This window comes from Leeuwenhoekiella sp. CH_XMU1409-2 (genome assembly GCF_037029365.1).
GTDB classification, from domain to species: Bacteria; Bacteroidota; Bacteroidia; order Flavobacteriales; family Flavobacteriaceae; genus Leeuwenhoekiella; species Leeuwenhoekiella blandensis.
Genome location: NZ_JAYMEI010000008.1, coordinates 12,489 through 36,090 on the forward strand (window position 1 = coordinate 12,489; position 23,602 = coordinate 36,090).

Annotated in this window: 19 protein-coding genes; 10 read left to right on the plus strand and 9 right to left on the minus strand. The window is 41.1% G+C overall.

All coding sequences use genetic code 11. The annotated features are described in order from the left end of the window. Position 1: 1 nt before the first annotated feature. The 8 genes from WA338_RS10055 to WA338_RS10090 form a co-directional block, all read right to left on the minus strand. A complete protein-coding gene (locus tag WA338_RS10055; protein WP_009781910.1) occupies positions 2–1,465 on the minus strand; it encodes a sensor histidine kinase in 1,464 nt (487 codons plus the stop codon). A 28-nt stretch (positions 1,466–1,493) separates the two neighbouring features. Continuing rightward, positions 1,494–2,045: a CopD family protein gene (locus WA338_RS10060; RefSeq protein WP_009781911.1), complete on the minus strand. Its 552-nt coding sequence runs from the start codon at positions 2,043–2,045 to the stop codon at positions 1,494–1,496. 93 nt (positions 2,046–2,138) lie between these two features. Next, positions 2,139–5,327: a VPS10 domain-containing protein gene (locus WA338_RS10065; RefSeq protein WP_009781912.1), complete on the minus strand. Its 3,189-nt coding sequence runs from the start codon at positions 5,325–5,327 to the stop codon at positions 2,139–2,141. 93 nt (positions 5,328–5,420) lie between these two features. Beyond that, the gene (locus WA338_RS10070; protein ID WP_040533813.1) at positions 5,421–6,776 is read right to left on the minus strand and encodes an MATE family efflux transporter; all 1,356 of its coding nucleotides are present in this window, start codon (positions 6,774–6,776) and stop codon (positions 5,421–5,423) included. 101 nt (positions 6,777–6,877) lie between these two features. Further along, positions 6,878–7,918 (minus strand): ferrochelatase, encoded by a 1,041-nt coding sequence (gene hemH / locus WA338_RS10075; protein WP_009781915.1) that lies wholly within the window; start codon positions 7,916–7,918, stop codon positions 6,878–6,880. A gap of 74 nt (positions 7,919–7,992) precedes the next feature. Beyond that, a complete protein-coding gene (locus WA338_RS10080; protein WP_273016347.1) occupies positions 7,993–9,540 on the minus strand; it encodes a TlpA family protein disulfide reductase in 1,548 nt (515 codons plus the stop codon). A gap of 43 nt (positions 9,541–9,583) precedes the next feature. Next, positions 9,584–10,312 carry a ThuA domain-containing protein gene (locus WA338_RS10085; protein ID WP_009781918.1) on the minus strand — a complete coding sequence of 243 codons (729 nt, stop codon included), beginning with the start codon at positions 10,310–10,312 and terminating at the stop codon, positions 9,584–9,586. A gap of 2 nt (positions 10,313–10,314) precedes the next feature. Beyond that, a complete protein-coding gene (locus tag WA338_RS10090) occupies positions 10,315–11,202 on the minus strand; it encodes a helix-turn-helix transcriptional regulator (RefSeq protein WP_009781919.1) in 888 nt (295 codons plus the stop codon). 191 nt (positions 11,203–11,393) lie between these two features. Between WA338_RS10090 and hemA the strand changes: the two genes are divergently transcribed. From hemA to WA338_RS10140, 10 genes are read left to right on the plus strand one after another with little or no spacing between them, the layout of a single operon-like run. Continuing rightward, positions 11,394–12,659: a glutamyl-tRNA reductase gene (hemA, locus tag WA338_RS10095; protein ID WP_009781920.1), complete on the plus strand. Its 1,266-nt coding sequence runs from the start codon at positions 11,394–11,396 to the stop codon at positions 12,657–12,659. A 3-nt stretch (positions 12,660–12,662) separates the two neighbouring features. After that, positions 12,663–13,580: a hydroxymethylbilane synthase gene (hemC, locus tag WA338_RS10100; protein WP_009781921.1), complete on the plus strand. Its 918-nt coding sequence runs from the start codon at positions 12,663–12,665 to the stop codon at positions 13,578–13,580. A 45-nt stretch (positions 13,581–13,625) separates the two neighbouring features. Then, complete coding sequence (locus WA338_RS10105; RefSeq protein ID WP_336093241.1) at positions 13,626–14,678, plus strand: DUF559 domain-containing protein; 1,053 nt, start codon at positions 13,626–13,628, stop codon at positions 14,676–14,678. A 33-nt stretch (positions 14,679–14,711) separates the two neighbouring features. Then, complete coding sequence (gene hemE, locus WA338_RS10110) at positions 14,712–15,743, plus strand: uroporphyrinogen decarboxylase (protein WP_336093243.1); 1,032 nt, start codon at positions 14,712–14,714, stop codon at positions 15,741–15,743. After that, on the plus strand, positions 15,740–16,228 hold the full coding sequence (locus WA338_RS10115; protein ID WP_336093245.1) for a DUF6973 domain-containing protein: 489 nt from the start codon (positions 15,740–15,742) through the stop codon (positions 16,226–16,228). The genes hemE and WA338_RS10115 overlap by 4 nt, the downstream gene beginning before the upstream one ends. Continuing rightward, positions 16,228–16,971, plus strand: a complete 744-nt coding sequence (locus WA338_RS10120; protein ID WP_336093247.1) for an EI24 domain-containing protein — start codon at positions 16,228–16,230, stop codon at positions 16,969–16,971. The genes WA338_RS10115 and WA338_RS10120 overlap by 1 nt, the downstream gene beginning before the upstream one ends. Then, entirely contained in the window at positions 16,964–17,494 is a 531-nt protein-coding gene (locus WA338_RS10125; RefSeq protein ID WP_336093249.1) for a GNAT family N-acetyltransferase, read from the plus strand. The genes WA338_RS10120 and WA338_RS10125 overlap by 8 nt, the downstream gene beginning before the upstream one ends. Before the next feature lie 3 nt (positions 17,495–17,497). Further along, positions 17,498–18,400, plus strand: coding sequence for an oxygen-dependent coproporphyrinogen oxidase (hemF, locus tag WA338_RS10130; RefSeq protein WP_336093251.1), 903 nt, complete (start codon positions 17,498–17,500; stop codon positions 18,398–18,400). Between the two features lie 21 nt (positions 18,401–18,421). Further along, the gene (locus tag WA338_RS10135; RefSeq protein ID WP_272985968.1) at positions 18,422–19,717 is read left to right on the plus strand and encodes an AAA family ATPase; all 1,296 of its coding nucleotides are present in this window, start codon (positions 18,422–18,424) and stop codon (positions 19,715–19,717) included. Then, positions 19,717–20,928, plus strand: a complete 1,212-nt coding sequence (locus tag WA338_RS10140) for a tetratricopeptide repeat protein (protein WP_272985969.1) — start codon at positions 19,717–19,719, stop codon at positions 20,926–20,928. The genes WA338_RS10135 and WA338_RS10140 overlap by 1 nt, the downstream gene beginning before the upstream one ends. A gap of 24 nt (positions 20,929–20,952) precedes the next feature. Here WA338_RS10140 and WA338_RS10145 read toward each other — a convergent pair whose 3' ends face one another. Next, the gene (locus tag WA338_RS10145) at positions 20,953–23,601 is read right to left on the minus strand and encodes a DEAD/DEAH box helicase family protein (protein ID WP_272985970.1); all 2,649 of its coding nucleotides are present in this window, start codon (positions 23,599–23,601) and stop codon (positions 20,953–20,955) included. Position 23,602 lies beyond the last annotated feature (1 nt).

Consider the following 23,602-nt stretch of genomic DNA (forward strand, 5'->3'; position numbering starts at 1 on the left):
ATTAAGCTTCAGCTTTAGGGAAAGTCACTTTAAAAACAGTGCCTCGATCTTCCTTAGAAGTAAAGGTAATGGTTCCGTTATAGGTTTCCACAATATTTTTAACCATCGCCAGCCCAAGTCCCATTCCGCTTGACTTAGTAGTGAATTTTGGTTCAAAAACCTTCTCGATGTTCTCTTCCGGAATTCCGTGCCCATTGTCACAGACTAAGATACAAACCGTATCGACATCACTTTTGATCTCCACGCGAATTTTAGGATCCTGAACCCCTTCTGTCGCCTGAATCGCATTTTTAACCAGATTGGTTACCACCCGTATAAGCTGCGTGCGATCTAGTTTTACCGTGATCTCCTCTGCATCGGTGCCAAAAGTGAGGTAATGTTCTGTGAAGATATCCAGCGCAAGTTTGGTAACAAAAACCACGTTGAGCGTTTCATTTTGCTGCGCCGGCATTTTTGCAAAGTTTGAAAAAGCCTCAGCTATCGAACTCATCGTATCTATTTGCTGAATCAAGGTTTTACTGTATTCATCTAGCTTTTTGTGAATATCAGGATCGTTGGGATCAAAACGCATTTGAAAACTCTGTACCGTCAAGCGCATAGGCGTCAACGGATTTTTAATCTCGTGCGCAACTTGTTTTGCCATCTCACGCCAGGCAGCCTCCCGTTCACTTTGCGCCAGTTTTGCAGCACTGTTTTCAAGTTCGTCTATCATCCCATTGTAGGAGCGTACCAAATTGCTTATTTCTTCGCTTGCATCGTCAATCTCAATACGCTGGTTGCGCTTATCAAGACGCGTCTGGATCATCTTATCGCTTATCGTTTTAAGACTGCGGGTAATGTATCGTGAAAGAAAATAAGAAAGTACGGTCGCGATCAACAGCATAAATAAATAGCCTTCTGCCAATCGACGTAAGAATTCGTCAAGTTCGCGCGTGATAAAATCGTCATCCTGAATGTAGGGTAGATTCATTATCGCCAGCGGCTTGAATTTGTTATCGTTGATATACGTGTAGGAAGATTGATATTTTACCCCGTCGATCTCAGATTGTACGATCCAGCGTTTTGTAGGCGTATTGGCTAAGCCTTCTAAGACGGAAGGATTCAAACTGGTTTCCAGCGTGTCTTCAGTAAAAGTTTCTTTTGATTTGACGAGTAGTTTTCCGTCGAGATCGTAAATATTTATGGGCAGTTCGTGAACATCGGCAATACGATAAATATCATTATTGAACTTTAAAATAAACGGAATGTTTTTAGAAATCACTTCGTATGAAGTCTGATCTAAGACATAATCGATCTCTGCTCTGATTTGATCTTCTTTCCGCAATAACCTATCGCGATGATACTCTTTTGCTTCTTCTTTGTACTGCACTACGCTTATGATCCCAATGAGAATCGAAGCTCCTAAAATGAGCAATACCATCCCAAAGAAAATACGCAGGCGTAAAGAAAGCTTGTTGAATTTCATCGAAAACTAGTTATCAAAAATCGCGCCGTTAGGCATTTGGGTTTTTTTCGCGAATGCTTTTATAGAGTTTTATACCTAACATTAAAAGCACTGCCAAACAGATCAAACCGGCCAATCCCCAAATCCAATTGGTGGCACTTTTTGTAATGACCAAAAAGATCACCGCAAACAAGATCAAGGTTGGTCCCTCGTTCCAGATGCGCATGAATTTTGTAGTGTATTTAAAATTACCGGATTGTAATTGCCTAAATATCTGATGGTTTTTAAAATGATAGGCATACAGCAACACAACAAAACCCAGTTTAATTTGCATCCAGGGAGCGTTGAGCAATCCCGGGACAATATGCAGCATCATAAAGGCGAATAAACTCGCCAGAATCATCGAAGGCCAGGTGATAATCTTCCAGAGGCGTTTGGTCATCAAAGCCAATTGATCGCCCAGAATGCTTCGGTCTGGTTCGGGTTTTTGGGAAGCCTCGATCTGATACATAAACAGGCGCGGCACATAAAACAGTCCCGCAAACCAAGTTACAATAAATATGAGGTGCAGGGATTTAAAATAAAGGTAGTATGCTTCCATAAAACAAAGGTAAACCGAAATAATAAAAAACGATTCGCCGCCTCAGCGAAAGGCGGGAATCGTTTTAAAATTTATTAGAAAGATGTGCTTAATCTATTCTTCTTCTACAAAAAGATAGTTGAGCTTCATCTCGTTAAACGCTTCATTAAACGCAGTAACCTCATCGCTTACCAGCGTGTCAAACTTGTTCAATTCTGCATCTATTTTAGCCGTTAATTCATTTTTTACCGCGATATCCTGATCTGTTGGTGCAAAATCTCCCATACTTACTAATGAATTCAAATGTGCCAACTTATTGGTCAATTTGATCGGGAAATTAAGCGGATCCTGACCACTTCGGTTTTTGGTTTGATACAGCGCTTTTTCAATTTCCTCAAGATCTTCGCGCAGAGTTTTTGACTTTTCCCGAAGCTCTTTGGTATCAGGATTGTCTTTGTACTGCTTCTCAAAAGAACTCAACTGCGCGTTGATGTTTCTGATCTTTTTGATGCTCTGGTGCGCGTGATCTACAGTCTCATTTACATCTGAAATAAAATCGAATTGCGCCTGCATATCTGCAACGGTCGCTTCAGAACGTGGATCTGCCAAAACTGTATAAGGCTGCGTATAATCGGTTCCGTTTACATTCAGTTTTACGGTGTACTCACCAGGGATTTGCTGTGGTCCCTGAGTACTTGCCCACCATAAGATCATTCCCGGAAGTCGCTCTGCACCGTCATAGGTCATATCCCAGTTAAACTGATTGGCACCTTCTTTTACGTTCAATTTATCCTTACCTCCTTTGGTGCTATACGATTTGATCGTATCGTTTTTAGCATCAAAATACGTCAATGAAATGCTGTCTTTTTCAGCATCATATTCCGGAAGGTGGAAATAGGTCATCACGCCGCTTGGGTGATTGGTCCCTGCCGAATTTGATTTGCGGCTACCACCGTCCATTCTGTAGGTGTCTTTTGGCTTATACAAATGCACCGCATCGGTATCTTCTGCTTCGATCGCCTGATGCAACATACTTAAATCATCAATGATGTAAAGGCTGCGCCCTTGTGTTGCTACGATCAAATTATTCTCCTTAAGCGCCAAATCGGTGATGGGAACAATAGGCAAGTTCAACTGAAAAGGTTTCCAGTTTTCACCGGCGTCAAACGAAATGTACATTCCCGTTTCGGTACCTGCATATAACAAACCTTCTTTTTCAGGGTCTTCGCGCACCACACGTGTGAAGTGTTCTGCTTCGATTCCGTCAGTGATTTTTTCCCAGCTTTTACCGTAATCTGTAGTCTTGTATAAATACGGTGCAAAATCACCGGTTTTATATTTGGTTCCGGCAATGTAGCACGTGCCCTCGTCAAAATAGCTCGGTTCAATGCTGTTGATCATCATCCACTCGGGCATTCCTTTTGGTGTCACGTTCTCCCAGTTTTCACCTCCGTCGCGCGACACATAAACCAAACCATCGTCGCTACCGGTCCAGAGTAAGCCTTCTTTCAACGGACTTTCATTAGCTGCAAAAATGGTACAGTAATATTCTACGGAAGTATTGTCTTGCGTGATCGGCCCTCCGGAAGAACCTTGTTTTGATTTGTCATCAGTCGTAAGGTCCGGGCTGATCACTTCCCAACTTTGTCCTTCATTTGTGGTTTTATGCACGTGATTACTGAAGGTGTACAACACATCTGGATTGTGACGGGAGAACATAATGGGGAAATTCCATTGAAAACGGTACTTCATATCTTCAACCCCGTGTCCCATTGGGTTATCTGGCCAAACAGAAACCGAACGCACCGAATTGTTCTCGTGATTCACTCGGGTTAAGAAACCGTCGTAGCTTCCGCCATAAACGATATTTGGATTTTCTGGATCTACCGCAATATGCGCACTTTCACCACCGGCAGTGCTTTCCCAATCTTCTTCGGTAATGCTGTAGCCATCTGTTCTATGCGGAATGCGCACCGTAGAGTTATCTTGCTGTGCCGCATAAATACGATACGGAAACTGATTGTCTGTTGCTAATCTATAAAACTGAGCAGTAGGCTGGTTGCCATAAGTACTCCAGGTTTCTCCACCATCATAAGTGATCTGAGCACCACCATCATCTCCCATTACCATACGCATAGGATTTTCTGGAGCGATCCACAGATCGTGGTGATCGCCGTGCGGAGCGTTGTTGCTTTCAAAAGTTTTACCACCATCGGTGCTTTTATGGTAGCTTACATTAAGCACATAAACTACATCTTCATCTTGAGTATCTGCATACACTTTAGTATAATACCACGCGCGCTGTCTCAAGTTGCGATCGTCATTGATGAGTCTCCAGCTGGCACCACCATCTTCACTTCGGTATAAACCACCTTTATCTTTATTTTCAACAATTGCAAAAACACGTTCTGAATTTACAGGTGAAACTGCAACTCCGATGATTCCTAAAGTATCTGTAGGGAATCCGCTGTTTTTTGAAATTTCTTTCCAGGTTTTACCGCTATCGGTAGATTTCCATAAGGCTGAACCTTCTCCACCACTAATAAAGCTGTATGGCGTTCTGCGGGAATGCCAGGTCGAAGCATATAAAATACGTGGATTATTAGGGTCGAATGTCAAGTCGACTGCACCGGCATCTTCGGTAGCAAAGAGCACGCGCTCCCAGTTTGCACCACCGTCTGTAGATTTGTAAACCCCGCGCTCTTGCGTTGGTTTATAAATATCTCCCAAAACCGCAGCATAAACGATATCTGGATTGGTTGGATGTACCCGTATTTTTGAAACATGTCGGCTTTTAGGTAAGCCAGCTTTTTCCCAGGTTTTACCGGCATCTGTAGATTTCCACATTCCGTAACCGGAAGAAACATTTCCGCGCAGCGTGTTTTCACCACCACCCACGTAAATGATATTGTGATCACTAGGAGCGATCTCTACGGCGCCAATACTTCCGCCGAAATAACCATCAGAAATATTATCCCAAGAACGACCACCATCTTTGGTACGCCATACGCCACCACCGGTAGCGCCAAAATAAAATAAGTTTGGTTTGCCGGGAACGCCGGTCACCGCCGCACTACGCCCGCCTCTAAACGGACCGATGAGTCGGTACTCTAAAGCTTCATACAATGAAGGATCAACATCCTGTGCCTGGATGTTAGTTGATGATAAAAAGAAAAAAGAGCAAAATAGCCCAAGCAAACAAGTTAGGGAAACACCACGAGAAGCATTGGTCGTGCTTTGCTTCGTTTTGGAATAACCGCTTGAGGCATTCAACTCTCGATTTAAGAGTAAAAGTTTACGCATAATTTAAAGAACTTAGTTAGTAGCTAACTAAGATAAGTAATCCCTTTAAATACGTACACATTCTAAGACAAGAACAGTCGGCTAAACGCTTATTTATGCTGAAGTTGAGCTCGAAGTTAAATTTCTGGTCTCTCGCCATAAAAAATAGGCCGTCACCACAGTAGACAAAGTGTCTGCGATAGGAAACGAGATCCAAACGCCCAATTCTCCAAAAAACTTCGGCAGAATAAGCACGAGTGGGATAAAGAAAAATCCTTGTCTGGTAAGCGTTAAAAGCAAGGCCGGAGTCGCTTTACCAATCGCCTGATAATATGCTGAACCAATTAATTGAATCCCAATGATAGGAATCGCAGCAAACACCCAGCGCATCGCCCAAGGTGTATCGCGCAGCACCGCTTCGTCTTGCGTAAAAACGGAAACGATCGCTTCAGGAAACGCCATAATTACTATAAAAATAAGAATTGCCACTCCGCACGCATAGAGCAATGCGAGTTTGATACTTTCGCGTACGCGTGTAAAATTCTCAGCTCCGTAATTGTAACCCGCAATGGGTAGAAAACCTTGCGTAACTCCAAGAACAGGAAATAAAGCGAACATAAGCATACGACCAATGATCGCATACACTGTAACCGAAGCTTCACCGCCCAGTTCAAACAAGATGTTGTTCATCAATAAATAGGTTAAGCTTACCACTGCTTGTCGTGCAAGCGTCACAAAACCTAAAGCCGACATTTCTCTCAAAATAGGCCAATCTAGACCAAAATGACTGATATCGATTTTTAGTTCAGAATTGTCACTTAAAAAGTACCATAGAACATAGAAGAAACAACAGATGTAGGATGCTGTGGTTGCCCACGCCGCGCCTTCCATCCCCATATCTAAAATGTTGATAAGCAGGTAGTCGAGTATCAAATTCCCCAGCGACGGAATGATCATCGCGATCATTGCAAATTTGGGTTTTCCTTCTGCTCTTATCACGTTATTACCCATCATACACAAAGCGAGCACAGGCACACCGTAGAGCACAATGCGGTAATAAATTTTAGCAGGTTCAAAAATATCGCCCATCCCGCCAAAAGCCGGGATCAACTCATTGACAAACACCAAGCCCAAAATCACCATACTCACCGTTAAAAGTAAGGTGATGGTAATCTGATTGCCAAAGGTTTTGAGCGCCTTATTAGGATCATTTGCGCCAAGGGCACGAGAGATGATCGAAGAACCACCAATACCGATTGCCATCCCCAGCGCAGCGATAAAAAAGGATACGGGAAGCACTACATTAATTGCAGCGATCGCAATACTCCCGATCCAATTACCCACAAAAATGGTGTCGACGAGGATATTGAGTGACATTACCAAAATCCCGATCGATGCAGGTAATGCCTGTTTGATCAGTAGTGTGCTAATAGGGTCTTTTCCTAAAGCTTCAGAACGTTCAGATTTCAGCAATTTGTATCAGGTTAAAAAGATTCATGCTTGTAAGGATTCTCGAAAACAAAAATTCAAGATGCTTACAAAAAAAGATTCCCGCCTAAGCGGGAATGGAATTATGCTATAGCTTTTGAAGCTTCAACTAGTGCCCAATCGTTGATCCAGGTAGCAACAACGTGCGCCCAATCGTCACGATCATTTAAGCAAGGAATTGTCGTAAATTCTTTACCGCCCATCTCGTGGAAGATCTCTTCACCTTCCATCGCGATTTCTTCCAGCGTCTCAAGACAATCACTCACAAAAGCCGGAGTAACGATTGCCATTTTTTTGATGCCTTCTTTACCAAAACGCTCGATGGTACGATCGGTATACGGTTGCAACCACGGGTCAAAACCTAAACGAGATTGGAAAGAAGTAAAATAGGTTCCTTCTTTTAAATTGAGTTTTTCGGCAACCTGGCGTGTGGTTTCATAACACTGGTGACGGTAACAAAACTGATGTGCCTGAGAAGGCGTTTGACAACAGCTGCCGTCTATTTTACAATGACTTTTTGTAACGTCGCTTTTGCGAATGTGTCGCTCAGGAACTCCGTGATAACTGAAAACCAACATCTCATAGTCGAGGTCTTCAATTTTCTCGTGAATGCTTTTTGAAAGTACTTCAATATACTCCGGCTTGTTGTAAAACGCAGGAATATCTGAAAAGCGCATATGCGGAAAATGTTCTTTGCGCAGCTCTTCAGCTAAAACTAAAATAGTTTCGGTAGTCGCCATAGCAAACTGAGGATACAACGGGAGAATCAACACCTCATCTACCCCTTTCGCATTGAGCTCTTCAAGACCTTCTTTTAAAGACGGTGTGCCGTAGCGCATCGCCAATGCCACAGGAACATCAACCTTCTCTGAAACTTTTGCCTGCAGGCGTTCACTCAACACGATCAATGGCGAACCTTCATCCCACCAAATTTTTGAATAGGCTTCAGCAGATTTTTTTGGTCTGGTATTTAAGATGATTCCTTTTACGAGCAGCGTACGCGCCCAAAGCGGCACGTCGATCACGCGTTCATCCATCAAAAACTCCCCTAAATATTCTTTTACATCCTTAGGATCGGTGCTTTTAGGCGATCCTAAATTCACTAGAAGTACTCCTTTTTTCATAATTACAAAACTACTGTAAAAGGATTACTTCTTTTCTAAGAAGTTTATAAAGAACTCAAATAGAATTATCACATTTACTTACCGTGAATGAGATTTACAAATTGTCCTCTATCAAGAGCCGCCATTCTACTTACAGCTCCAGGTTTATAGGCACCTGATTTGTTTATAAAAGCATAGGTAGGAAAGCCACCTCTACTATCAAACATAGTCATAAGCTCTGCCTCTATTTTTTCATCAACATATAAATGAGTCCCATCAAGCTGAAATTCTGCGATTCTTTGTTTCCATTCCTCTTCTGTTGATCCATTAGAAGAACATAAGTAAATAAACTCAACAGGTTCATCTTTCACTTCAGCATGAATTTTCTTACTTGAGGGAAAATCTTTAAGACACGGACCGCACCAAGTCGCCCAAAAGTCCAGCATCAATGCTTTGTTTTTGAATGTCTCCCTCATACTGCTTAACACTTCGCTAGCCTCAACATCACTTACCGTGTATAAGTCTGCGCCAAAATCGGTCTTCATCACAGGTGTCGCAAAAGACAAATTCCCATTTGATGCTTTGGCATTGTTAAGCGATTGATTGATCATTGCAAGTTTTTGATGTGTTTCTTCTGCTTGTTTTTCAAACTTTGATAGTATCCAAGGTGTCTTGACTTTATCAATTAAGTTATCCTGAAACCACGCTTTATCTTCAGGAGTTCTTAAATCGGTTTGTAGAACGATCAGATCCACTTGTTGTTGCGGTAGTTCTTGGAGTCTTTTCTTTAAGTTAGACATCATTCCTTCTCTCGTCTTGATTTTGTTGGTGCCCACTAAATAGCTTGATAGACTACTATAGAATGAAGTACCTGAATTTGAAACAGTATATACTTTATGGTTTATAATTTCTTCCCATAATGCGGTAGGAATTTCTTCATTATCGCTACGTACTAATAAAAACTGCAAGAACTCAGACTCTCTCTCATTGTCAATAAACCATGCATACTCTGATGCTTTCGGATTCTTACTAATAAATGTTTCATCGAGTTTTGCAAAAACTCGTTTTAAACTATCAAATTGGGCAATGTATTCCGAATAAGAATAAGCCCCTCGCTCCCAATATGTCATTCCGGCTAACTTATCTTCGCCCGTATTATTATTTTGTTGGGTGTAGACGATGTGTTTATTCATAATAGTATTCAAATCCCCGCCTTCACCATCAAATTGTATCGCATCACCATAAAAAAACAATTTTTCTTTTCCGGCTTTTGACAGGTCTAATTTTACTCGAAGATCTGGGGTGGCATAAATGCTTCCATAATAAAAATTCCCTATACTTAGAAATACTTGCTGATATGGATAGATCTCATCAAGGTTTAGCTTCAAAATACCATCTGACTTGAGATCCTCGGCGTTTTTAATTTGAAAATTCTTTCCAAGATTAACAGTAGTATAGGAAATCGTTATTGGCTCTGAAATACTATCAGGTATGTTTTTCACTTCGACAGTAACACTGGGAGTGTTCTTTACATCACTTGCAAAATCATTCATTGCAGCACTGCTTAATGCAATGGGTTCTGAGGGTTTTTGTTGACACGAAAGGATTAGAAAGAGCGAAAAAATAGGCAGAATAATTCTCATAATTTATTGATTGAATGAATATTATCTTTAAATATAATATAATTTATTCCATCAACCAGCGCATCACACTTTCCAGATGCGCCTTAAATGCCACCTCATCATAGGCTTCGTCGGTGTGGCCACCGCCGGTGTAATACATTCTACCTCCATCAAAATCCTGATACCAGGCAATGGGATGATAATCGCCGTGGGTTCCGCCTTCATAGCTGGTTTCGTCCAAATATAACGTAGGAGTCACCGCATCACTTAGATTGTAGTAGTTATACCACTCGTCTGTGCGCTCAAAAGTTTTAGCATACATACTCGTGGTTACGTGTGGAGCCGCTTTTTTTAAGGAAGCCTTGCGCACATTGGGATTATTAGGATGATCTTTAAAATAACCACCTACTAATTTACCATACCACGGCCAGTCAAATTCGGTATCTGTGGCTGCGTGGATTCCCATAAATGCACCGCCATTTTGAATGTAACTTTTAAAAGCAGCTTCCTGATCAGGACCTAAAATATCTCCGGTAGTGCTTAAGAAAATAACAAGATCGGTTTTAGCTAGATTTTCAGTATTGATAGCCAAAGAGTCCTCGCTTTGCGTAATTTGCCAACCTTCCTGAGCTCCTATCTCTTTGAGTGTTGCAACTCCTTTTTCAATAGAACCGTGACGCCAGCCCATCGTTTTAGTAAAAACCAAAACCTGTTTTGTTCCCATCGTTTTTTTGGCCGAATTGCACGCGGTAATTAAAAGCATCAGAACAAATGCCCCGAGTATTTTTTTCATAATTAACTAAGTGATTGAATGTATTTTTTAGGCGTAGTCCCGTATTGTTTTTTAAAAGCCGCGATAAAATGACTTGCGGTACTGTAGCCAATTCTCAGCCCTACTTCATTTACATTATGCGATCCGCTTGCCAGCAATTGGCGGGCAACTTCCATCTTATAATCAAACAAAAAACTATAGACCGAATCCCCATAGATCTGCTTAAAACCTTCTTTGAGTTTGTTGAGGCTAAGGTTGATCTCATCGGCGAGTTCCTGCAGCGATGGCGGCTCGGCCATTCGAGCGATCACGATGTCTTTAGCGCGTTTGATCTTGGCTACATTATCTTCATCAACCAGAAACGGACACTGCTCAACATCAGCTTCAGAAGGACGGTTAAAATACAAGCTAAGCAACTCATAGGCTTTCCCTTTAAAATACAAAGCTTTTACCGATGGATGCAGGTTGTAGTTCATCAATTGATTGAGCACAATTGCCATCGAAGGTGAGATCAAACCGTCTTTGTAATATTTTCGGTCTCGATTTTCATCACTTAAAAAGGTAATAAAATCGGCTTCTCTTGAAAATAGCGAATGGAATTTCTTTATAGAAATAAACACCGAAATCACCCAAGTCTCGGGAGCGATCTCCAAATTGATTGGCAAGTCCCGTTGCGGATTATAAAGCAATAAAGAATGCTCTTCTCCTAGCGGAAGTTTATAATTTCCTTCATTAAATTGAAAGACCGAATTACCCTTTGCACAAAAATGAAATTGGATAAAACTACTGTCTACCTCTCGGGTTACGAGCTGTTTTTCAGCGGTTTCATTATTGAATTTTAAGATGAAAAAACCTTCTTCAATAGTGGTTTCTCGATACAAACCTGTAGCGATATTTTTTAAAGTTTCCATAACCGGAAAAATGATATTTATTTAGATTTATTCTAAACAAAAGCCAACATTCAGCTTTTGAATACTTCACTAAATTAGCCTATTTTCAGCATTTTACTGAAAAATACCCGCTTTTATTCGGTCATCGTTAAAAATCATACCTCTAGCGTTATTTTTTGAGTTATTCTCGAAATACATTTGCACCCGAACTTATGAATACAAACGGCAAACGACATTTTTATCCGGCTTATCCCGGTGATTTTTTCGCCATTGGCTTAAGCTATTTAAAAGCAGATGCTGAGACGCGCGGGCATTTTAGTGTTGACAGTACCATTCAAGAAGCGATTTTAAAGCGCGCTCACGAGGAAGGTATTGAAGGCCTGAGTATCATTTCTACCTGTAACCGTACCGAATTGTATGGTTTTGCTCACGAACCTTTAGATCTCATCAAATTACTTTGCGAGCATACGCGTGGGACGATCGAAGAATTTAAAGCGGTTTCTTATGAGTATAAAAATGAGCAAGCCGTTGAGCATCTTTTTAAAGTAGGCACCGGTCTTGACAGTCAGATTCTAGGAGATTTTGAAATTATAAGTCAGTTGAAAAGTGGTTTCAAGCGCGCTAAAAAGCTCAATCTGGTCAATCCGTTTATGGAGCGTTTGATCAATGCCGTGATTCAGGCGAGTAAGCGCATAAAAAATGAAACCAATATTTCTAGCGGAGCAACTTCAGTAAGTTTTGCTTCGGTTCAATATATTTTATCGCGTGTTCCTTTTATTTCAGAAAAGAATATTCTCCTTTTCGGAACCGGTAAAATTGGGCGCAATACCTGTGAAAACTTGGTAAAACACACCAAAAACGATCACATCACGCTCATCAACCGCACCAAAGACAAGGCAGAACGCATCGCGGGGAAATTTAATCTTATTGTAAAAGATTACGCAGACATTCAGTCTGAAATCGCACAAACCGATGTCTTGATCGTTGCCACCGGCGCACAAAAACCTACCATTTCTAAAGAGCTTTTGTACCTTAAAAAGCCTTTGCTTATTCTCGACCTTAGTATTCCTAAAAACGTGAATGAGAATGTTGAAGAGGTTGAAGGCGTAAGTCTTGTGCATCTGGATCAACTTTCAAAAATTACCAACGATACGCTCAACCGCCGCAAAAAACAATTGCCGCAAGCGCAAGCAATCATTACCGAAATTCAAGATGAATTTTACGAGTGGTTGACCACGCGTCAATTTGCACCCACAATTAAAGCGCTTAAATTGAAGTTGGCCGATTTTAAAGATGGCGAGATTGACAACCAGCGCAAAAAGATCGATGGCTTTAATGAAGAACAAGCCGAAATCATAAGCGAGCGCATCATTCAAAAAATTACTACTCAGTTTGCAAAACACTTAAAAACTGAAGACTTTTCTACTACCGAAAGTCTTGAGTTGATTCAAAAAGTGTTCAAACTTCAAAACTACTAAGCTTTGGCAAAAACCATACGCATAGGTACCCGCGACAGCGAGTTAGCGCTCTGGCAGGCACATACCGTACAGGATCAATTGGAAAACTTAGGTTATAAAACCGAGTTGATTTCAGTTAAATCAACCGGAGATCTTATCCTTGACAAACCGCTTTATGAACTAGGAATCACCGGTATTTTCACCAAGACTTTAGATGTTGCAATGATCAATGGCGATGTAGATATCGCGGTGCATTCTATGAAAGATGTTCCTACACAACTTCCAAACGGTATTGTGCAAGGTGCGGTTTTACCTCGCGCTGCTACCGAAGATATTTTTGTCTTTAAAAAAGATAAAAACGCTACAGATTTTACTAAATCTGTTACCATTGCTACGGGAAGTTTACGCCGCAAAGCGCAATGGCTTAACAAATACCCAAAGCACCAGGTAGTTGATCTACGCGGAAACGTGAACACACGCCTTCAAAAAGTAGCCGATAATGATTGGGCGGGAGCTGTGTTTGCAAAAGCAGGTTTAGAACGCATTAACTTGAAGCCCGAAAATCACGAAGTTTTAGACTGGATGATTCCTGCTCCGGCGCAAGGTGCAATGGTGATCGCAGTAATGGATAATGATGCCTTTTGCAAAGAAGCTTGTGCAAAACTCAATGATGCTGATGCAGCGCTAACCACAAAAGTAGAGCGCGAATTTCTTCGGAAATTAGAAGGAGGTTGTACTGCTCCTATTGGCGCGATCGCAAAAATTGAAGACGACCATATTCATTTTCACGGAGCGCTTTTCAGTCTGGATGGAACTCAAAAATTAGAGATCAAAGAAAGTATTCCGGTATCAGAATGTCTGGATTTTGGTGCGCTGTGTGCTTTAAAAATTTTGGAAGAAGGCGGCCGCGAATTGATGGAAGCTATTAAGAAAGAACTTTAAAACCTCTCATCCTCAATCCTTCTCCCAAAGGAGAAGGAAGCCCTTATGAAAAGAAGCAATCACATAAAACTTGCGCGCTTGCTTAGACAAGACTCAACCGAAGTAGAAAAGGTGCTTTGGGAATTGCTTCGTGATCGTAAAATAAACGGACTAAAATTTAGAAGGCAACATCCTTTAAAAGGTTACATCGTTGATTTTTTCTGTTATGAATTAAAACTAGTCATCGAGTTGGATGGTGGTTATCATAATCATCCGGAGCAAAAGGAAAAGGATGAAATAAGAGATTTACATTTGAAAGCCCTTGGTTACAAGGTACTGCGTTTTTCAAACACAACAGTCTTAAAAGAACCTAAGGTTATTACAGATACAATTGCAGAATATAAAAGTTCTAAAGTGAATCGTTCCGCTCCCCTCTCCCTCGGGAGAGGGGCCGGGGGTGAGGGAAAAAGCATCCTTTCCACTAAAAAACTCACTTCTGCCCAGAAGAATTTGATCTTGGGTGCTGGTTTTTCGGTGGTTGAATACGATGCGATCCACATTGAATTTCTGGATGTTGAATTTCCGAAGAATTTAGAAAATCTGATTTTCACGAGTAAAAATGGGGTTCAGGCTTTTTTAAAGATGCAACCCGATTTGAATACCGAAACGTTCAGCTGTTTTTGTGTAGGTTCTAAGACCGAAAGCTCCTTAATGAAAAAAGGCTTGAATGTGGTGAAAACCGCACAAAACGCAGCAGATTTAGCCGATTTCATCGTGAAAAACTATCAAAATGAGCATTTTTCCTTCTTTTGCAGCACAATAAGAAGAAACGAACTTCCGGAACATTTGACTAAAAATCAAGTGCCTTTTGAGGAAATCGTTTGCTATAAAACACAGCTCAATACGAAAGAATTTAAACAGGAATTTGACGCCGTTCTTTTTTTCAGTCCGTCTGGAGTACAAAGTTTTTCGGCTGTAAATAATTTTAAGAATATGCTTTCGGTTTGCATTGGTAACACCACCGCTGCCGAAGTTCAACAACATACCCAAAACGTTACCGTTGCCAATGCCACTACCATCGAGAGTGTTATTGCGCGGGCGGTAAAGGCTTTAAACTAACCTCGGGTGCGCTCGAGACGACAAGAAACTATTATGATCAAGAACGATTTATTTTTAAGAGCATTAAAAGGAGAAACGGTAGAGCGCCCTCCGGTGTGGATGATGCGTCAAGCGGGACGTTATTTACCCGAATTTCAAGAGATCAAAGCCAAATATGATTTCTTTACTCGTTGCCAAACTCCAGAGCTTGCCAGTGAGATCACTGTGCAACCCATACGCCGTTATGGGATGGACGCCGCGATTTTATTCAGTGATATTTTGGTGATTCCGCAGGCGATGAATATTCATGTAGAGATGAAACCGGGCATCGGGCCGTGGTTGCCAGATCCTATTCGCTCTCACAAAGATCTAAAGCGTGTGATCGTACCAGATATTAATGACACGCTGGGTTATGTGATGGACGCCATCAAAATGACTAAGGAGAAACTCAACGACGAAATTCCGTTAATAGGTTTTGCCGGTAGTCCGTGGACGATCTTATGCTATTGCGTGCAAGGTCAAGGTTCAAAAAACTTTGATATCGCAAAAGAATTTTGCTTTACCCAGCCCGAAGCTGCACACGCGCTGCTTCAGAAAATCACAGATACCACAATTTTATATTTGAAAGAAAAGGTAAAAGCCGGAGTGAATGCCGTTCAGGTTTTTGACAGCTGGGGCGGAATGCTTTCTCCCGTGGATTATCAAGAATTCAGTTGGCAATACATTCAGCAGATCATTGATGCTTTAAAAGAAGAAATTCCGGTGATCGCTTTTGGAAAAGGCTGTTGGTTTGCGCTGGGCGAAATGGCCAAAAGTGGCGCTTCAGCCTTAGGTGTAGATTGGACCTGCAGCCCACGAAATGCACGCTACTTAACCGGTGGAAACATTACGCTTCAAGGAAACTTTGACCCGACACGCTTGTTTTCGCCTCCGGCGGAAATCAAACGTATGGTTACCGAAATGATCGACGCTTTTGGAAAAGACAAATACATTGTGAATTTAGGTCACGGTATTCTACCGAATATTCCGCTGGAAAATGCCGGTGCGTTTATTGAAGCCGTAAAAGAGTACAAAGCAGAACGATGAGCATTCGAGCCCGTTTAAAGGCACTGAGCTTGCCTCAGCTTTTCAAATTGGCTCGCTTATTCCTAAAAAATCCCGAGTATGCTTTTTTAACAGCGCGGGCTTCAAAAAAAGCATTACAAATTGCCACAACGCATTACGGAGACAAGCATCATAAAAGCAATCCTGCAAATGCATTTAGACACGCACTGTGGACTGTTTTATTGGGTCAGGCGGTTTATCAAAAAACAGGAAGCCTGAAAGAGGCGCAAAACTGGGCAAAACAATTTACAGATTTGCACGAGCAGCTTTTTGTAAATCGAAAAGCAGACAGAACGATGGACTTGCATAATAATAGTTTTGGCATTCAAGCGCTGCGGCTTTTTGCTGCCAAACCGCAAGAAGAAGCGGTTGCGTTTTTACGGGAAGCAGCTAAAAATGCAGTTCAAATACGCAATGCAAAAGATGCAGAAGCGTATCCCAATAAATTGATTTATCTTTCAAAGTAATGATCAAAGCACTACTATCTGGACTTTTTGCTTACAAAGAAGCGCTGCCGTTGATAGGTAAGCTCAAACTTTGGAAATACTTCGCAGTTCCTATGCTTATTAGCTTCATAACAGCTTTGATCATAGGCTTTAGCGCTTACGGCTTTTCTGATAATTTGGGCGCTTTTATCGCAAAGCTTTGGGTTTGGGAATGGGGTGCAACAACCGTGCGTACGCTTAGCGATATCGCCGGGGCACTTATCATAATCGCTTTGGGACTCATCACTTATAAACATATTATTATGGCATTTTCGGCGCCGTTTATGAGTCCGGTTTCAGAAAAGATCGAGGCACATTTATATGCAGGCGTTCATCAACACCGCGATACCTCAAATGCAGGCCAGCTCGTACGCGGAATCAAAATCAACGTACGTAATCTTGCTTGGGAACTGCTTTTGAGCATTCCGCTATTGTTGCTGAGTCTGATTCCCGTTGTTGGAATTTTAGCAACCGCAAGCCTCTTCCTGATTCAGGCGTATTATGCCGGATTTGGAAATATGGATTATACGCTGGAACGCCATTTTCGCTATCGCGAAAGCATTAACTTTGTAAAAGCCCATCGCGGTTTTGCGATAGGCAACGGTATCGTTTTTATGCTGTTTTTATTGATTCCCGTTATCGGGATTATTTTGGTTTTGCCCATTTCGGTTACGGCCGCAAGCAAAACAACGCTTGAACTTTTAGACCAAAAAAATCATGAGTGAAGCACCAGAATTTGAATTGAGACTGCTGGCAACCGAAGATGCCAAAGCCTTGTACACCTTATTTAAAGAGAATAAAGATTCTTTTAAAACGTATTTTCCGCAGACGTATAAACAAACCAAAACGATCAAAGCTTCTAAAGCCTTGATCGAGGAAACGCTAAACATGGCTGAATGTAAATCGGCTTTTTATTTTGGTTTACACACGGCAATTCACCCGGAACTGGCAGGCTTGGTCATTCTTAAAGAAGTAGACCACGAGCATCACGAGGGAGAGATCGCCTATTGTATAGCCAAACGTTTTAGAGGACGCGGGTGGGTGTCGCAAGCCGTAAAGCAAGTTGCAGATTTTGGATACATCAATCATCAAATACGAACGTATAAAATCATTACCCACAGCAGTAATGAAAAGAGTATTCTCGTTGCAGAACGCAATGGTTTTACCTGGCACAGTACGTTAGAAAACGAATTCAAACCCTTACAAGGGAAAGCTCAGGATATGGAGCTTTACATATTAAAAAAATAAGGAATGAGAGAGCAGTTTGTAAGCTACATCAAAAACTTACAAGACCAGATCACTTCAAAACTTGAAGCTATAGATGGCAAGGCAACTTTTAAAGAAGACCTATGGAAACGTGCTGAAGGCGGTGGTGGCAGAACCCGCGTGATCGAAAACGGAAATGTGATTGAGAAAGGCGGCGTTAATATCTCTGAAGTGCACGGTCCATTAGCCCCGGCGATGCAACAGTATTTTAATGTAGGCGATGTAGATTTTTTTGCCTGTGGTCTTAGTCTCGTCATTCATCCTAAAAACCCGTATGCTCCAACGGTACACGCCAATTGGCGGTATTTTGAAATGCTCGATAAAGCCGGAAACCTGGTCGATTCTTGGTTTGGTGGTGGGCAAGACCTGACTCCTTATTATCTTTTTGAAGAAGATGCGCAGCATTTTCACCAGACGTGTAAAACGGCTTGCGATAAGCACGATCCGGAGTTTTACCCGCAGTATAAAATGCGCTGTGATGAGTATTTCTACAACGCCCATCGGGGAGAAGCTCGTGGTCTTGGCGGTTTATTTTTTGATTACCTCAAAGCTACAGATGATCGCTCGATGCAAGACTGGTATAACTTCGTAACAGAGGTTGGTGATAGTTTTCTCACGGCCTACGCTCCTATTTTAGAAAAGCGAAAAGATCTAGCCTACGGCGAAAAAGAGCGCAATTGGCAAGAAGTGCGTCGTGGTCGTTATGTAGAATTTAATCTAGTGCACGATAAAGGCACACTTTTCGGTTTAAAAACTAACGGAAGAATTGAAAGTATTTTGATGAGTCTTCCGCCGGCGGTACAATGGCGCTACGATCATCATCCCGAGCCGGGAAGCCCCGAGGCTGAGTTAGTAGCCGTTTTGGAAAATCCCAAGGATTGGGTTTAAAACATTAATTATCTTACCCGTATGATAGAAAGTTTATTAGAAGCCTTAAAGTTTTCTCCAGATAATATCCCACTGCGGTTACAAATCGCCAAGCTTTATTTACAAAATGGAAACACGCAGGAAGCAGAAGAGCATCTCCTGTTTATTTTGAGTAAAGAGCCTAAGCACCAAGAAGCAAAGTATAATCTTGCCAAATGCTTTTACCAGCAGGAAAAATATGGCGCAGCCGAGTTACTCCTTGAAGAAATTCTAAATCAGTATAAATCAATAGATGCACTTGAGCTTCTGTGCTATTGCTACATCAATCAAGATGAACTAAATGATGCGCAACAAACCTATCAGGAAATTTTAAGTCTTGATGAACGCTATAACAATGCAGATTTTGATGAAAAACTCAAGCACACCTCAACCTCAAAAGATTCGGCTTTTACAGACGAAGATGCCCTAAGTTTTATCGAAAAGCCAGAGGTAGGTTTTGAGGATGTAGGCGGTATGGAACATATAAAACGCGAAATAGATCTCAAGATCATTAAGCCTCTGCAACATCAGGATATTTACAAAGCCTATGGCAAAAAAATAGGTGGTGGTATTTTGTTATACGGCCCTCCGGGTTGCGGTAAAACGCACCTGGCAAAAGCAACTGCCGGACAAATTAATGCCGACTTTATAAATGTTGGTATCAACGAAATTCTTGATATGTGGATTGGAAGTTCTGAACGCAACCTGCATGAGATTTTTGAAACTGCACGAGCCAATAAACCTTGCGTGATATTTATTGATGAGATTGACGCATTAGGAGCCAATCGAAATGACATGAACAAGTCGGCTGGACGCTCGGTTATCAATCAGTTTTTATCCGAGTTAGACGGTGTTGATTCAGACAATGACGGGATTTTAGTTTTAGGAGCCACCAACGCTCCCTGGCACCTCGACCCTGCGTTTAGAAGACCGGGAAGATTTGATCGAATTATTTTTGTTTCTCCTCCGGATGAGCCTGCACGTGAAAGTATTTTTAAAATTCACCTCAACAACAAACCTGTAGAACACATCGATTACAAAAGCTTAGCAAAAGCATCTAAAAATTTTTCGGGTGCAGATATTCAGGCAGTAATAGATGTCGCTATTGAAGAAAAACTAGAGAAATCTTTTGAAGCAGGCATTCCGGCGCCCTTAAAATCAAAAGACTTACTAAAAGCTATCAAAAAAGTAAAACCCAGTACTAAAGAATGGTTTTCTTCAGCAAAAAACTATGCCCTATATGCTAATGATGCCGGACTCTATGACGATGTTTTGAACTTTTTAAATATTAAAAAATAATGGCTACAGCATTAGACAGAGGCATCACTTTATTTGAACTGGGGCGTTATGAAGAGGCCGTAAAGCAACTAGGTGAAAGCCCAACAGATTTTACAGCACGATATTATATGATGCTTTGTTTCTACAATCTAGAACAATACGACCGTGCAGCTTCATTATCATCGGAACTTTTAGCTGAAGATCCTAATCAGCCAGATGTTTTCTTTATAAAAGCTCGTATTGCCAATCACCGTGATGAAGAGAAGGATGCACTCAAATTTGTAGATGAAGCTATCTCAATGGATCCTGAAGAGGCCGATTATTTTGGTTTTAAAGCAGGACTACTTCTAAAGAAAAAAAAATACCAAGAAGCCCTTCAACTGGCTAATCACGGACTTTCCCTTGATGCCAAAAACAACTATTGCCTTAACCTGCGCGCACAGATTTTAACCAAACTCGACCGTAAGGAAGAAGCTGGAGAAACCGTTGAAAACATTCTATACGACAATCCTGAAGACAGTTATTCGCACGCAAATGTGGGATGGGTTGCATTAGAGCATAGCGATCACAAAAAAGCCATTGAACATTTTAGAATGGCTTTGCAACTTGACCCAAATAATGAGTACGCCCGCAATGGAATGAGTACAGCATTGAAGGCAAAGAACTTCATCTTCCGCTGGCACTTAAAATATGCATTTTGGATTTCGAAACAACAAGGCAAAAATCAATGGATATTTATCATTGGCATTTACTTAGTTTATCGTCTTTCGGTGAAACTACTGGGTGCTGCCGGACTTTCAATACTCGCAGTTCCTCTGATCATAGCCTATTTATTATTTGCTCTGGGAAGCTGGATGATAGACCCAATTTCAAACGCAATCCTCTCCCTTGACCGCAACGGGAAGTTTTTATTAGACCAACAGGAAAAAAATAGCGGAATTGCTATAGTTGCTCTTGCTACTACTGCTTTGATAACCGGTATTCTATTTTATACAACAAGCATAGATTATTTTGCTGCCATTGGCCTTGCTAGTCTTTGTGCTATGGTACCCTTGCCTAGTTCATTTTTAAGAGAAGAGAAAAAAAGCAGGTATTTTGCAATGATCTACGGTAGTCTTATTCTCTTGGTAGGTCTAGCAGGACCTTTTGCAGTAGCAGATATCGGCATGGTATTAATTGCCACTATATTTATGCTAGTTGCCTTTACTTGGCTTGATAATATTGTCTCATAAAAGTAACCTGCGTCTTGAATGTGACTACTTCCAGATTGTGGCTTGTTTGGTTTTAACGTTTCTGTCTTTTTTCAGTTCGTTAAATCGTGCTTTCAGAAGTAGTTTTCTACCTTCTAGATTTCTGGTAAAGATTAATGCTGACTTTCCCAGAAGAAGCTTCCAATTTTCATAAAAAACAGAAGCTTCTTTCTTTCGCTGTGCGAAAATTTCAGGAACGGCAAAATAACTTGAAAAGCCTAACTTTTCACGAAACCAATTGGCCTGCGTAATAATATATCTCGGGTTATCTATCGGAGCGAGTACTTCCTGCAAATACTTAATAAATAGCTTTTCTTCCTTTTCGGTAGCGCCTTTTAAAAAACAATTTAAAATTCCTGCTTTTGGTTCTTCAATTACGATCTTAATTTGACTGGAGTTCGTATGTATATGTTTGAGTTTTACCATAGTATTGAAAACCACCTTGGCTATGCTTTCAATCTCCTTATCTATTCTGCCGTAAAACATATACAGCCGTGTGGCTTTATACAACTTGGGTAAAAGGCTTATGCTAAAGGCAGCAGCTACTGCCACTATAAAATGCACAATACCTTTGGCGATTAATACACGTAAATAGCTTAAAAACAATTCAGGAAGAATAACGGTAAGCACCAATACAACTTCTACCACCGCATATTTTACAGTGCTGTTGTAAGCAACCTTCCTTTTTATTGCAAAAGCTTTGTTATCGTCAAAGTTGAGCTTTAACTCGTTTACCATTATTGAGCCCAACGCTATTGCCCGCTCCCATCGTTCTTTAACTTCTTTTCGATCTTTGGACAAATGAAGCATCTCTCGATTTAATTCACTTATGTTATGCGCTTTTACATCCAGATCAAGTCTATCGCTTCCATTTTCTATAACCGGAGTGCCGGTCAAAGTAACTCCACAAAAAGCTTCAAACCTACGCTGCAACAGTTCATAATCTGCTCCTCCTCCTTCGGCTGTAGGATCAAGACACGCCAAGTGCCAAATTGATGCAACCTTTTCTGGGGATTTGGCTGAGACTCGTATTGCTCGCCCTCGCATTTGATTAGACATTACAAAAGAGCCTACAAAGGATGCAAGAATAAGCGTATTGATGGCGGGGCAATCCCATCCTTCACCCAGCAAAGATTTGGTACCGATCAATATCTTGATAAAGCCATCTTCAAAAAGATTTGTAAGAACTCCAATTAATTTTGTTTTTGATGCCGAACTTGGTTTTAAGATCAAATACGAAGATCGTTCAAGCTGTTCCCAAGTAAGCTCATCTTCTGCCAATAACGGTCTTAAGACCTCTATGACCGAACTGTGTACGATAATGAGTGAGCCTGTTAGAACGGCAATATCCTTTTCGGCGACACCATTAAAGCGTAAATGCTGAAAAATGGGAATCACACCCAACTTGTTTATTGTTGATATCTGACTCGGTGCTAGGTCTAAAAATTCCTTTCGTATATAATCTGACAGAATCACAGCTCTTAAGGATTCACCTAGTGCTTCTTGCTCTGCTTTGGCAATATCCCGTATGCTATTAAGCTTAGTAATACTTTGAGAAAGCGATTTATAGAGCCGTTGCTCTCCGATAAGATTAACGCGCTTTTGATCTAAGCCTCCTACGCGCCGTAATTCTTTCTCTAGATTTGCTAGAACAGCTTCATCTTCAAGATATTGCTCTCTATTCTCAATAAGATAATACTGAAGAAGCACCTCTACCCATTCGTATGAAAAATTTGGAATGTGCTCCTGTTCTTTTTCATCAAGCCCTAAAACTTCAAGCTTCTCTTTAGTGATCGTTTCACCCGACGCATTTAGAAAAATAATAAGGGCAGAATAGCGTTCTGCATTCTCGTAGATTTCCGGTAAAAATTGTTCGGTTTTGCTATAAAATCTATGTCTTTTTACAAGATCAATAAATGCTGAATTGACCGTAAGTGCATTTACAAAATGACGCAATTTCTCACGATATTCCTGAATGTATTTGATGCGCTCCTGACTAGGTTGTGAAAAATGAATAAAATCCTGATGCGGACAAAGATTCTTTTCCTTAACAAGTTCTGGCACGGTGATTTCAACATCTACAGGACCGCATAAATCAAAATAGTTACGCAATTCACGAGGCGAACTATCGTAGGGAGGTGTTGCCGTCAAACTTGTATAGATACAGTTTTCTAGCTTTTTAAGCTCAAAGAGCGGAAACCACCACTCATTTTTGAGATGATGCGCTTCATCTAGAACTATATGCCCAATATTTTGATCTTTAAAGAAATCTATTAAAGCCGCTGCTGAAGAATCCATTTCATTTTTAAACAATGCGTGTAGCGATTGATAGGTTGAAAAGGTCAACGTTTCCGGTTCTTTCAGGTTGTACGAACAAGCAACCGCTTCAGCATCTTTAAGGAAACAATTTTGCAAGCGATCATTCCACTGGTTTCTAATGGTTAACGTAGGGCATAACACCAAAGTTTTTCGGTTTATTCTCCGTATCATTTCCAAACCCAAAACTGTTTTCCCAGATCCCGGAGGAGCAATGACGTGAAGGTGATCGTCATCGATATGAGTGTCAAATTCTTTGAGGAATTTAGCTTGATACGAACGCCAGGGAAATATAAAATTGAGATGCTGGGTTATAGCAAAATCAGACTTTAAGCTCAAA